The sequence below is a fragment of the uncultured Flavonifractor sp. genome (assembly GCF_944383115.1).
GTDB lineage: Bacteria > Bacillota > Clostridia > Oscillospirales > Oscillospiraceae > Flavonifractor.
This window is the reverse complement of record NZ_CALWOJ010000063.1, coordinates 1-12704: the sequence shown is the minus strand read 5'-3', so window position 1 is coordinate 12704 and position 12704 is coordinate 1. Positions and strand designations below refer to the sequence as shown.

The 12704-nt window shown below is 57.0% G+C and carries 17 protein-coding genes; all 17 read right to left on the bottom strand.

From position 1 onward, the window contains the following. A partial coding sequence (locus tag Q0K43_RS07735; protein ID WP_297289978.1) for a sigma-70 family RNA polymerase sigma factor occupies positions 1–554 on the bottom strand: 554 nt, incomplete at its 3' end. Positions 555–716: 162 nt separating this feature from the next. Next, a complete protein-coding gene (ruvB, locus tag Q0K43_RS07730; protein WP_297289977.1) occupies positions 717–1772 on the bottom strand; it encodes a Holliday junction branch migration DNA helicase RuvB in 1056 nt (351 codons plus the stop codon). A 4-nt stretch (positions 1773–1776) separates the two neighbouring features. Beyond that, positions 1777–2109, bottom strand: coding sequence for a DUF3784 domain-containing protein (locus Q0K43_RS07725; protein ID WP_297289976.1), 333 nt, complete (start codon positions 2107–2109; stop codon positions 1777–1779). A 32-nt stretch (positions 2110–2141) separates the two neighbouring features. Beyond that, positions 2142–2480, bottom strand: coding sequence for a DUF6054 family protein (locus Q0K43_RS07720; RefSeq protein WP_297289975.1), 339 nt, complete (start codon positions 2478–2480; stop codon positions 2142–2144). 22 nt (positions 2481–2502) lie between these two features. Next, positions 2503–3108 (bottom strand): Holliday junction branch migration protein RuvA, encoded by a 606-nt coding sequence (ruvA, locus tag Q0K43_RS07715; RefSeq protein ID WP_297289974.1) that lies wholly within the window; start codon positions 3106–3108, stop codon positions 2503–2505. Positions 3109–3122: 14 nt separating this feature from the next. After that, positions 3123–3656 (bottom strand): crossover junction endodeoxyribonuclease RuvC, encoded by a 534-nt coding sequence (ruvC, locus tag Q0K43_RS07710; protein ID WP_297289973.1) that lies wholly within the window; start codon positions 3654–3656, stop codon positions 3123–3125. Between the two features lie 126 nt (positions 3657–3782). Beyond that, the gene (gene xerD, locus Q0K43_RS07705; protein WP_297289972.1) at positions 3783–4661 is read right to left on the bottom strand and encodes a site-specific tyrosine recombinase XerD; all 879 of its coding nucleotides are present in this window, start codon (positions 4659–4661) and stop codon (positions 3783–3785) included. 25 nt (positions 4662–4686) lie between these two features. Further along, entirely contained in the window at positions 4687–5319 is a 633-nt protein-coding gene (locus Q0K43_RS07700) for a stage II sporulation protein M (protein WP_297289971.1), read from the bottom strand. Between the two features lie 310 nt (positions 5320–5629). Beyond that, entirely contained in the window at positions 5630–7009 is a 1380-nt protein-coding gene (gene scfB / locus Q0K43_RS07695) for a thioether cross-link-forming SCIFF peptide maturase (protein WP_297289970.1), read from the bottom strand. Positions 7010–7077: 68 nt separating this feature from the next. Then, complete coding sequence (gene scfA / locus Q0K43_RS07690) at positions 7078–7218, bottom strand: six-cysteine ranthipeptide SCIFF (RefSeq protein ID WP_087188745.1); 141 nt, start codon at positions 7216–7218, stop codon at positions 7078–7080. A gap of 58 nt (positions 7219–7276) precedes the next feature. Beyond that, positions 7277–7699 (bottom strand): TIGR04086 family membrane protein, encoded by a 423-nt coding sequence (locus tag Q0K43_RS07685; RefSeq protein WP_297289969.1) that lies wholly within the window; start codon positions 7697–7699, stop codon positions 7277–7279. A gap of 60 nt (positions 7700–7759) precedes the next feature. After that, complete coding sequence (gene yajC, locus Q0K43_RS07680) at positions 7760–8065, bottom strand: preprotein translocase subunit YajC (protein WP_366086166.1); 306 nt, start codon at positions 8063–8065, stop codon at positions 7760–7762. A 174-nt stretch (positions 8066–8239) separates the two neighbouring features. Next, positions 8240–9370 (bottom strand): tRNA guanosine(34) transglycosylase Tgt, encoded by a 1131-nt coding sequence (gene tgt / locus Q0K43_RS07675; protein ID WP_297289968.1) that lies wholly within the window; start codon positions 9368–9370, stop codon positions 8240–8242. 92 nt (positions 9371–9462) lie between these two features. Then, on the bottom strand, positions 9463–10752 hold the full coding sequence (locus Q0K43_RS07670; protein WP_297289967.1) for a cytochrome c biogenesis protein/redoxin: 1290 nt from the start codon (positions 10750–10752) through the stop codon (positions 9463–9465). Beyond that, positions 10749–11183 carry an RrF2 family transcriptional regulator gene (locus Q0K43_RS07665; RefSeq protein WP_297289966.1) on the bottom strand — a complete coding sequence of 145 codons (435 nt, stop codon included), beginning with the start codon at positions 11181–11183 and terminating at the stop codon, positions 10749–10751. The genes Q0K43_RS07670 and Q0K43_RS07665 overlap by 4 nt, the downstream gene beginning before the upstream one ends. Positions 11184–11199: 16 nt before the next feature. Beyond that, entirely contained in the window at positions 11200–12117 is a 918-nt protein-coding gene (gene trxB / locus Q0K43_RS07660) for a thioredoxin-disulfide reductase (protein ID WP_297289965.1), read from the bottom strand. Positions 12118–12133: 16 nt separating this feature from the next. Then, positions 12134–12448, bottom strand: coding sequence for a thioredoxin (trxA, locus tag Q0K43_RS07655; protein ID WP_297289964.1), 315 nt, complete (start codon positions 12446–12448; stop codon positions 12134–12136). Positions 12449–12704: the final 256 nt, after the last annotated feature.

The following is a 12704-nucleotide window of genomic DNA, read 5'->3' as shown; positions in this document are numbered from 1 at the left end:
GGGGACTTATTTACCTCGGCTGCAATTTCGGAGTAGGACAAACCGTTCAGATACAACCGAAGTACGCTTGCCTCGAAACCGGACAGCTGTCCCATCAGCGACTCCAGACGTTCACGGAAGGATTCCCGGCTCAGGAAGATTTCTTCGGGATCTGTTCCCTGTCCGTCGGATGCGTCAAAGGTCAATGGATCGCCGTTCCCACTAAAAAGAGGGGTTCCGAACGAGACTGAGTTGTTCAGCGGTATGTGCTTATCTCTTGCTGCTGCTTTGATAACGGAAAACAGGCGGTTTTTGATACACACCTCTGCGTAAGTGCGAAAAGAAGCTGCCTTCTCCGGGTCATATTCCCGGATAGCAGCCAGCAAACCCACCATTCCCTCCTGGATCAGGTCCTCGCTGTCGCCGCCGGCCAAAAAATAAGGTCGGGCGCAAATACGCACCAAGCGATTGTAACGTACCACCAGCGTTTCTTCCGATTGGCGATCTCCAGAGGCAGCTAACAAACACAGCGTTTCATCATCTGGCTCTGAAGATTGGAAATGGTCAGCTTTCATGCCGTTTCTCCTTGCACATTATAAGCGTTAATGCCTGATTTTGTCAAGCGATTACCTAGAAATATTTCAGTTTTCTCGCCAATTTTTTATGACATTTGACAAAAGCTATGCAGTTTTCATTGCACAGGCCCCGCCTACAGCTTCCAATACCGCACCCGTATCTTAAAAACTCAGCTGCTCCATACCCGCTCCACCCGGGACAGAGAGACCCAGGTGTTCGTAGGCCCGCCGGGTAACGCAGCGACCTCTGGGCGTGCGGGTAAGGAAGCCCATCTGCATCAGATAGGGCTCGTACACATCCTCCAGAGTAACGGCCTCCTCATTGATAGTAGCCGCCAAGGTCTCCAGGCCCACCGGGCCGCCGCCGTAGTGTTCAATAATACTGCTCAGCATACGCCGGTCAATGGCGTCAAGCCCCAGGTGATCCACCTCCAGGGCAGTTAGGGCCGCATCGGCTACCCCTCTGGTGATAACGCCTCCCGCTCGTACCTGGGCAAAGTCACGCACCCGGCGGAGCATCCGGTTGGCAATACGGGGGGTACCCCGGCTACGCTTGGCGATCTCCATAGCGCCGTCAGCCTCGATGGGTACATCCAAAATGCCCGCAGATCTGGTGACGATGAGAGCTAGTTCCTCCGGGGTATATAGCTCCAGCCGCAGGGTCACCCCAAACCGATCCCGCAAAGGCGCGGACAACTGTCCCGCCCGGGTAGTGGCCCCGATGAGGGTGAACTTGGGCAAATCCAGCCGAATGGAGTTGGCAGACGGCCCCTTGCCGATGATGATGTCGATGGCGAAGTCCTCCATGGCGGGGTACAAGATCTCCTCAACCGACCGGTTGAGCCGGTGGATCTCATCCACGAACAGGATATCGTTTTCCGCCAGATTGGTGAGCAGGGCCGCCAAATCGCCGGGCTTTTCGATGGCAGGACCGGAGGTAATGCGGATGTTGACCCCCATCTCGTTGGCAATGATGTTGGAGAGGGTGGTCTTGCCCAGGCCCGGGGGGCCGTGGAGCAGCACATGATCCAACGGCTCGTTCCGCATCTTGGCGGCCTGGATAAACACCTCCAGGTTGCCCTTGGCCTTGGCTTGGCCAATATATTCGTTTAAGGTCTTGGGCCGCAGGGAACCCTCGTTCTCGTCATCCCGGGTGAGAGATGTGGTCACCAGAGGCTCCTCAGTCTCAAATCCGTCTTCAGAAAATGCAATGCTCAAAGTCTCACTTCCCTTTTCGGAACCGGTTTTCCGTATTGGCATAGATAACAGCCCAGATAACCAGGCTCAGGATCAGCCCAATGCCCGCCCAAGTCAGGGCCATCTGCTCAAGAAAGGTACCCAGCGCAATCAGGCTATAGCATCCCCCTATGGCAAACATTAGCTTGCCCATAAAGCGGCACAGGGCTTTTTCATCGTAGTCCTTTTTTTCTTCGGGGCCTGCTGTGTTATAGCCCGCGATGAGGAAGGCTCCCTTTCCTTTGGAGAAGAGGATACCCAGAAGCAGGCAGAGCAGGACCACGGCTAACTGTACCCAGAGGGCGATCCAACGTTCCATATACCGTTCCCCCTCTCCGAGATAGATGGGTTTTAGCCCTGCCACCCATCCAGCAGTTCTTCCAGCTTATCCAGAAAAGCTTCCTCTCCCAGGGTGTTGATCTTAAACAGCATGGCCTGACTGCCGCCGGAGGTGATGGCGGACAGGAACAGATGGGGGCCGTTGCCCACCAGGGTCAGGTTAAGGCTCACCCGGTTGCCCCCCATAAAGCTGTACCGCTCATACACCCGGACAGCTACCCGGAAGGAACCGTTGCGGTAATCGCTGCTGTCCTCCCAGCTGGCGGAGGAGCTGCCGTTCAAAATCCCGTCGTGCAGATAGTCCAGCAGCCGGTCAAAGCTGCCGGAGAGATCCCGTTCCAGTTTGGCCATAATAGCTCCTCCCTTCGGGGGATTACCCCTTCATCATTTTCTTGAGGGCCTGCTTGATGATATCCTCCAGGCTGAGGGTATCCACGTCAATGCCCTTGAGAGCCATACCAATCTCGGTCTGGGAGTAGCCCAGCACCGCCAGGGCGGCGGCGGCCTCGGAGGACTTGTTCTCCGGGATCACCGTGACCCCGGTACCACCGTAGCTCTCACCGCCCGGGCTGATCTGGCCCTTGGCCAGCTTATCCTTCAGCTCCAGGATGATGCGCTGGGCAATCTTCTTGCCGATGCCCTGGGCCACGGTGAGGGCCTTCTCGTCCCCGGTGATGATGCTCATGGCCAAGGACTCGGGGGTGGCAGAGGACAGGATGGACAATGCCGCCTTTGGCCCCACACCGGACACGGAGATGAGCAGCTGAAAACAGTTCAGCTCGTTTTCCGTGGCAAAGCCGTACAGCTCCATGGCGTCCTCCCGGACGTTCAGGTAGGTGAACAGTTTGGCGCTCTCCCCTTTTTTCAGTCGGGCCAGCGTGTTATTGGTGGTGCGGCAGGCGTAGCCCACCCCGCCGCAGTCGACGACCGCCAGATAGGGGGCGGTGTGGACTACAATTCCCTTGACATAGTAAAACATAATTCGCGCAGCTCCTAATCTTTACGCACGGCGTACCGGCCGCTGCCCGGCCGGTTGGCGTCGGGACTCTGGAGGCGGGAGGTAAACGAGCGGGCATGGCACAGGGCGATGGCCACCGCATCAGCGGCGTCGTCCGGCTTTGGCACAGCTTTCAGATTCAATAGCCGTTTTGTCATATCCATGACCTGCCGTTTTTCCGCCTTGCCGTAACCCACCACCGCCTGCTTCACCTGGCTGGGAGAATACTCATAGATAGGCACCTCATGACGCTCCGCTGCCAGCAGCAGCACCCCACGGGCCTGGGCCACGCCGATGCCGGTGGTGATGTTGTTGTTGAAAAACAGCTCCTCGATGGCCATGGCGTCCGGCCGGAACTGTTCCAGCAGCTGATCCATATCATTAGAGATCTGGAGGAGCCGGGCGGGCAGGGTCTCCCCCGCCGGGGTGGTGATGGCCCCGCACTGGACCAGTCGTGTCTTTCCTCCCGCCGCCTCCACCAGGCCAAAGCCCACGATGGCAAAGCCGGGGTCGATGCCTAAAATCAGCATAGCGTCGGTTTCCTCCCTGTTTTCCATACAGAAAATATTGTATCACGGCCACAGAACGGGCGCAAGGAGGAATTGGCCCACCGTGGGACGCAAAACACCGGCCGCGGTTTCCGCGGCCGGTGCCTGTTACGCTCTGGGATGGGCCTTGTTGTACACATCTTTCAGCTTCTGACTTACAAGTTGAGTATAAATCTGGGTGGAAGAAATATCCGCATGGCCCAGCATCTCCTGAATGGAGTGAAGATCAGCGCCATTTTCCAACAAATGAGCGGCAAAAGAGTGCCGCAGGGTATGTGGAGTGATATCCTTTTGAATTCCCGCCTTCTCCTGGTAATGCTTGATGATCTTCCAGAACCCCTGGCGACTCATTCGCTCCCCGCTCATGTTGACAAACAACGCTTTTTCATCAGGATGCTCCACCATTTGGGGCCGTACCCGATCCAGGTAATTCTGCAGCGCCCGCACCGCCGCCTGATACAGCGGAATGATCCGCTCTTTGCCTCGGCTGGCGCAGCGGATAAAACCGGCAGACAGGTTCAGGTTTTCCAGATCCAGTCCTATCAGCTCGCTGACCCGGATGCCGGTGGCATAGAGTAGTTCCAGCATGGCCTTGTCACGGCACCCCTTGGCATCCGTAGGATCGGGCTGTTCCAGAAACAGCTCCACCTCCCGGGAGGTAAGGATATGGGGCAGCTTGCGTTCCACCTTGGTCTGCGTCAGCCCACGGGCCGGATTTTCACCAACCTGTCCGATTTCAATCAGCCAGTTATAAAATGATTTCAAAGAAGCCTGACACCGAGTCACAGTAGCCGCCGACTTGCCGTGCGCAGTCATGCTGCGGGTGTAGGCCTCCACATCTGCATGAACGGCCTGGGCCGGAGAAATCCCAGCCTCCTCCAGCCAGTTAAGGTACTGGCGCACATCCCGCAGATAAGAACTCAATGTGTTGGGGGATGCCTTTTTTTCCTCTGCCAGAAATCGTTCATAACCATTCAGATACTCCATCCGTCCAACACCTTCCCGCTTCTCTCTATCGGTTCAAAAGAGCGCCTGCCGCGCCGGTCAGAAGAGCGGGTACAACAGTCCGCTCCAACAGAATACACACACAAATGGCGCCGCCGCACATAGCGCAGCGGATCAGGCAGGCCCGTCCCCAAAGGACCCGGCCTTTCCCATCTCCACGCACCCTGGCCGCCAAGGCACGGGCAGAGAGAAGACTCTGCACACCCATTATGAAGAGAACCGGCAGGGACAACACCCCGCCGATACCAAATACCAGACAGGCAAGCAGCCAGCCGGCGCTGCCGAAAGCCCGGACAAAGGAAGCAATGGAAAAGGCAAGCAAAAAACCGCGCACACCAAAAAGAACAGGAAGCCCCAGAACCCCTAGTGCAGTAAACCCCAACAGGAGCGTGAACAGCGGCCAGCGAAGGGTATCCCATATCTGACTCCAAAGCACAGGAATATCCACTGCACCCTCCTGGGCTGCCAACAAAAAGGCCTCCAGGTAATCATTTAAACTAGTTTCACCGGCGCCGCCAACCCGAGCAGCCAACAAGCACCCCGCTAACCCGCCGGCGAAAAAGCAAACTGAAAGAATGACCAACGCGGGAACGACACCGTCCTTCGGTACGTCCCATGCGGCCACAATGGTCCTGCGCACATGCTTCACCTCCCACAAGAAGCCTATGCGCCGGGCCCTTTTTTCAGACCTGCTTGTTCATTTCGTAGTATTACTATAGCTTAACCGCAGCCTTTGTGCAAGACGCGGCAAGAAAAAAAGTTATTTTTGTCGATTATGCCGAATACTTATGTATACCGTATTATGTAACCTTATGCGACCAGGTGCCATTGATAGGCGATGCAGAGCGCAAAATAAGCAGGCCCTGCCTTTCAAAATCCAGCGTTCAAAAGGCAGGGCCTGCGTTCTAAAATCTCGCGATTACATTTTGTATAATTACTGTTTGTATAACTTACTCATCCATACCCGCATCAATGGCCTTAAGGGCGATGGCACACTCCAGACGCTTGCGCTCCAGCTCACAGCCTACTTTATGGGGGTGATTTATGTCGCCGCCGACAAGCAGGTTGGAGGCAGAGCAGCCGCCGGAGCAATAGAAGCGGGCCCAGCAATGGGCACACTCCTCCCGGGTGTAGACGTTAAGACCGGCAAACCGGCTGGACAGGCTGTTATCGAAGGTTCCGTCCTTCACACTGCCCAGCTTGTAGTCCTCGTTACCCACGAACTGGTGACAGGGATAGATGTCGCCGTCAGGGGTAATGGCCACATACTCGCAGCCGGCACCGCAGCCCCGCAGCCGTTTGATGACACAGGGCCCCTGCTGGAGATCCACGTTGAAGTGAAAGAAGTTGGTCTCCCGGTGATCCTTCAGATACTCAGCCAGCTTCTCATACTCCGCCTTCAGCTCGGGCAGATCGGACTCCTGAATGGCGTAGGGGTCGGTCTCCTTCCCTACCACCGGCTCTACGGACACGTTTTTGCCAATGGCGGCCAGAGCCTTCACATCCTCGGCAAAGTCCTTGTGAAACCGAGTAAAGGTACCGCGCAGGTAATAGTCCTTGGTACCCCGTCCGGCAATGAGCTTCTTGAACTTGGGTACGATCACATCATAGGAACCCTTACCGTTGATGGTGGGCCGCAGATCGTCGTTGACTTCCTTGCGGCCATCCATAGACAGCACAGCGTTGGACATCTCCCGGTTGATATATGCGATGTTCTCGTCGTCCAGCAGTACACCGTTGGTGGTAATAGTAAAGCGGAAGCACTTGCCATGCTGTTCCTCAATGGAGCGGGCATACTCCACGGTGGCCTTGACAGTGTCCATGGCCATAAGGGGCTCGCCGCCGAAGAAGTCCACCTCGATGTTGCGGCGGTTTCCCGACTTGGCAATGACGAAATCGATGGCCTGTTTGGCGGTGTCGATGTCCATGGTCATGCGCTTGCCGGTGCCGAAGTCGCCGGTGGAGGCAAAGCAGTATTTGCACCGCAGATTGCAGTCGTGGGAGACGTGGAGGCACAAGGCCTTCACCAGGGCCTGCTGCTGCATGGAGGCGGCCTTGTCCCGGTCGATGTAGTCGTCGGCCTCGAAGAGCAGGCCCCCCTGTTTCAGTTCCCGCAGCTCCTCCCATGCCTCGGCCAGGGCGGCGGGATCATACTGAGGCAGGGCGGCGGTTAGGGCGGCGGGCAGCTCCCCTGCCAGGCTCTCCCCGTTCTCCTCCCGCTCCGCCAGGGCGGAGAGCAGGTCATAGGTCAGCTCGTCCAGCACATGGACGGCGCCGCTGTTTACATCCACGGCGATACGCACGCCGAGGCATTGAAAGGTATGTACCATAATGTTTGATTCCTTCCTCAGAGCATGGAAAAGGGTGGGCTTTCACCCACCCCTTGCCCTGTTGTTTCTTACCGATTCTCGCACTTCTGGTTGGCCACGGTGCAAGAGGTCTTACAGGCGGACTGGCAGGAGGTCTGGCACTCGCCGCAGCCGCCGTGGGCGGCGCTCTTCTTCAAAGTAGCGCCGTTGAGCGTCTTGATATGCTTCATTCCGATTTCCCTCCCAAATAGAGACTTTAAGGTATTATACCATAGCGTCCGATTGATTTCAACGCTTTCTGCGTTTTTTCCGCTTGCCGCGGTCACCGCTTCCCAGCAGGCCGGCTACCGCGCCTCCGCATAGTGCGCCGCACAGCAGGCCGATCCCGCCCGCTTCCAGGGTCACATCCCGGAAGCACAAGGCGCCCAAAGTCAGCACCAGCAGGAAAAGCACCGCTCCAGTGGCCAGTCCGGCGGCCAATCCGCCCCCACAGCGGCGCACTGTCAGCAGGCCTCCGCAGAATCCGCCCAACACGCAGCCCACAATCGTGATCTGATACGTCAGTTCCATACCAATGACTCCACTCGAGATAGCCACAGAGGTCCCCAGCAGGAACAATAGGCACACTCCCAACGCCAACAGTCCACCCAACAAAATGCCCAACGCACAACGGAGCAGCTTCGCGCCCTGGTCCTCCTCCTTTTTCCGCATAAAAACACCCTCCCTTGCCACAGGTTCCTGATGCAACCTATGCCGGGAGGGCGTTTAATATTACTTCTTGTCCTTGGTGTCCTTGGTCTCGCCAGGGCCTTCCTCAACGGCCTGGGTACCGCGGGTGGACACAGCCCACTTGGTAAACTCCATGCGTACCCGGTCAGAGCTGGTCTCGATCACAATGGTGTTTTCCTTCACCGCGCAGATGGTACCTACGATGCCGCCGATGGTGGTGATCTGGTCACCCACGGACAGCTCGGAACGCATCTTGGCAGCCGCCTTCTTCTTCTTGTTCTCAGGACGGATCAGCAGGAAATAAAACACCGCGATGAGCAGTACCAGCGGAAGAATCATCCCCAACATACTACCTGCTCCGGCAGCGTCTGTACCAGTGCTGGACAACATCGCGTTGGTGATCTGTGCTGTCAATACAATCCCCTCCGATTTCAACGTTTGACGCTGTGCGTCATCAATGGAACATTATAAAACCATTTGCAAGTTTTGACAAGGGTTTTTCACCATCATTCACAATTTGTTTTAGATCCGGCCCGCCAGCTTCTCGGAATATTCCGCCCGGAAGGCCGCGAATTGACCGGCATCCAGGGCGTCCCGGATGCGCTGAGCCAGTTTGTTATAAAAATAAAGATTATGCATAACCGCCAGGCGCATGGCCAGCATCTCCTCCGCCACAAAGAGGTGGCGCAGATAAGCCCGGGAGAAGTTTCGGCATACCGGGCAGTCGCAGTCGGGGTCGATGGGCCGCTCATCGGTCTTGTACTTCTCGTTGCGCATGTTCATGGCCCCAGACCAGGTGAACAGCTTGGCATGGCGGGCGTTGCGGGCGGGCATGACGCAGTCAAAGAAGTCCACGCCCCGGGCCACGCCCTCAATGATGTTGGAGGGGGTACCTACCCCCATGAGATACCGGGGCTTGTCCGCCGGCATATGGGGCTCCACCGCGTCAATGATGTCATACATCACCTGGGTGGGCTCCCCCACCGCCAGGCCGCCGATGGCGTAGCCCTCACAGTCGATCTTAGCAGTCTCCTTCATATGCCAGATCCGCAGATCGGGGAAGGTGGCACCCTGATTGATGCCGAAGAGCATCTGATGGGGATTCACCGTGTCGTGAAGGGCGTTGAGCCGGTCATGCTCCACCTTACACCGCTGGAGCCACCGCAGGGTGCGCTCACAGGAGGCCTTGGCGTACTCATAGGTGGCCGGGTTCTCCACGCACTCGTCAAAAGCCATGGCAATGTCGCTGCCCAGGTTGGACTGGATCTGCATGGACTCCTCAGGACCCATGAAAATGCGGCGGCCGTCGATGTGGGAGGCGAAGGTAACTCCCTCCTCCTTGATCTTCCGCAGGCCGGACAGGGAAAATACCTGGAATCCGCCGGAGTCGGTGAGGATAGGCCCGTCCCACCGCATGAACTTGTGGAGCCCCCCCATCTGGCGCACCACCTGGTCGCCGGGACGCAGGTGGAGGTGGTAGGTGTTGGACAGCTCCACCTGGCAGCCGATGTCCTTCAGGTCAAAGGCGGACAGAGCCCCCTTGATGGCCCCCTGGGTGCCTACATTCATAAACACCGGCGTCTGCACCGTGCCGTGGGCGCAGGTAAAGACGCCCCGGCGGGCTTTTCCCTCGGTTTTGATCACGTCAAACACAATAAAACCCCTTCATGTTTCAGTTATCTATCATCATAACAGATGGAAGGAAAAATAACAAGGGCCGCCGTATTTTGCGGCGGCCCTTGCCTTTATTCTACGCTGTCCATCGTCTGTTGCACGATGGACTCCATAATGTCGGCAGTCATGGCTCCGGGTACATAGCCATATACATTGCCGTTTGTGTCAATCATAAAGGTGGTGGGAAATGCGGAAATGCCATAATAGGCCAGGGTTATGCCGGTGTCGTCCATCAGCACCGGGAAGGTGTAGCCATTATCCTCCAGGAACTGCTCGATCTCCTCCTGAGACACATCCTGTCCGCCGGGATTGGCCACCGCCAGCACCACCAGATCCTCACTGTTTTCTCCATAACTCTCATACAGCTTCTGGATGTCAGGCATCTCGCTCTTACAGGGGCCGCACCAGGTAGCCCAGAAGTTGAGAAATACTGTCTTCCCCTTGTAGTCGGACAGGGTGTGGCTGTTGCCGTACTGATCGGTGAGGGTAAAGTCGGGGGCGGCAATCTCTGGCTCTGGCGTGGGCTCCGCTGACGGTTCCGGCTGAGTGGTCTCTGTTGCCTCCGGTCTGGGAGTAACGGTTTGCGACTGGGAAGGCGTTTCATTGGGCGGCTGCACCGCAGTCCCTCCCCCTATTCCCGACAAATAGCCGGTGATGCCGTTCATAAAGCCGGTGAAGGTCATGATACCCATGAGGATCAGCAGGGCCGCCCCCACCTTTCCGGTATACTTGACCACCTTCTGGTGGGTTTTGAAGAAGTTGAGTACCGTGCCGGTAAATATACCGACGGCCAAAAATGGAATCACAAAGCCGGCGGTATACACAGCGATGAGCAAAAATCCCTTGCCGGCGCTGGCGGCGGAGGAGGCCATCAGCAATACACTGCCCAGGGTGGGGCCCACACAGGGAGTCCAGGCAAAGCTGAACGTAAAGCCAAGCACCAGGGCCACCAGAGGATTCATTGCCCACCGGTCCAGACGGAAAGGCAACCGGTGTTCTTTCTCCAGTGGGGCCGCTTTCCCAAAAAAGCCAAACTGGTAGACACCGAAAAGGATCATAATAATACCGCTGATCCTGGCAAACAGAGTCTGGTTACCGCTGAAAAACCGTCCTGCTGCGGTAAAGCCCAACCCCAGCACAAAGAAGGCGAAGCTGACGCCTACCACAAAGAACAGGGTGTTGACCAGCACCTTGCCTCTTGGATAGCGGATGTTCCCCTGCTCGTCCACAGTGCGAGCGCCGCCAGCCAGATAACCTACATAGAGCGGCACCAGAGGAAGTACACAGGGCGAAAAGAAACTGAGCAGACCCTGCGCAAAAACGGTGAGTACCGGTACCCCGGTCTCAAGCTGCAAATTCATAGAGGATCTCCTTTTTGTATGGATTCCAGCTGTCCCTCCAAGTCAGAGAGACGGAGCTGGGCCAAACGGGCCCGGCATTGCCCGTCCAAATCGTCAAACAGATGGTCCATCACCCCAGCCATGCCGGAGGCCACCATGCAGCCGCAGTCCATATCACCGCCGCTATGCCAGGCAGGCTCCACAAACCGCACCTCAAGAGCATCGGCCACGACATCCAGGGTAAGATCAGCCGGATCGGCATTCAGTTGATAGCCTCCGTCAGATCCGGTGCGCGTGGTCACCATCCCTGCCTTTTTCAGCTTGGCCATCACCTTGCGTACCCGGGCAGGGTTGGTACAGATATTGGCCGCCAACTCTTCACTGGACAACATACACCCGCGTTTATCCAGATAAATCAGGGCGTGTACCGCCACACAAAACAGGCCATTCATGACACCGGCTTCTCCTTTACACTCGTTTCAGCAGATAATCCTCCGCCCAATGGGCAGCGTTGGCGCCATCGGCGGCGGCGGTGATGACCTGCCGCAGAGCCTTGGTACGCACATCCCCGGCAGCAAAGACGCCGGGAACGCTGGTGCGGCAGCTCTCGTCGGCTACCAGGTAGCCAGCTCCGTCGGTATCCACCTGCCCAGTAAAGAGGGCAGTATCAGGCACCCGGCCAACCGCTACGAAAAGACCGTCGCAGGCCAGCTCGCTTTTCTCGCCGGTGACCACGTTCTCCAGCTCGATCCCTGTCAGGCGTTTTTCCTTGCGCAGGGCTGTCACGCGGGAGTTCCAGACGATCTTCACCCCGGCCTCCTCCAGGGCCTTGTAGTACACCGCCGAGGCCCGCAGGCTGTCACGCCGGTGGATAAGATAGACCTTGCTGCACAACTTGGAGAGATAAAGGGCGTCCTCCACGGCGGTGTTGCCGCCACCGTTTACTGCCACCACCTTGCCCCGGTAGCCCATGCCGTCGCAGGCAGCGCAATAGGCAATGCCTCTTCCCCGCAGTTCGCTTTCCCCGGGGAGGCCCAGCTCTCTGGGATAGGCCCCGGTAGCGATGATAACCGCGTCGGCGGTCAGGTCCCCCTCGCTGGTGTGGAGTACCTTGGGTACGGCGGTCAAGTCCGCCCCCGTAACTTCGGCATAGATGGTCTCAGCACCGTATTTCCGGGCCTGCTGTTCCATCTTCTCCCCCAACTCAAAGCCGTCCACGCCCTCCGGGAAACCGGGGTAGTTGTCGATCACCGAGGTGGTCGCCATCTGTCCTCCGGGCGATAACTTCTCAATCACCGCCGTTTTTCGGCCGCTGCGGGCGGCATACAGGGCCGCTGTATAGCCGGCGGGGCCGCCCCCTATGATGAGAATTTCATAATGCGCCATGCCGTCCGCCTCCTTCTTACAATCCCATCCAGTCGATGAGCTGAGCCTTGGAACCAGGGTTCACAATGGGCTCCCCCGTCTCCCCGTTCTTGAAGAGGAACAGTGTGGGAATGACCTCCACCTCAAACTGCTCCTCTAGTTCCGGCTCTTCGTCAATATTGATCTTACCTACCACCAACTGGCCGTCAAACTGCTGGGCTACCTGATCCAGCACCGGGCTGATTCGGCGGCAGTATCCGCACCAGGGCGCCCAGAAATCCACCAGCACCGGCTTGTCGGAATGAAGCACCACTTCTTCAAAATTCTCTTTCGTGATCGTAATGGGAGTCATATCCATCGTCCTTTCTGTTGCAGGCAGTGTGCAATCGCCTGACTGTAGTATATGTCCTAAACTGTAACTTTATTTGTTTCATTTTATACTGTAACTATACCAGTTACAGTTAGTCTTGTCAATCCTTTTTTTGCTTTTTTGACGGACATTTTAACAGTGGCACCTTCCGATGCGCGTTTGCATAGGCTGTCATGTGGCACAGCCACAAGCCAAGCGGATAAAGGAGTACAATATGAACCACTATCTTCCCTCTGAT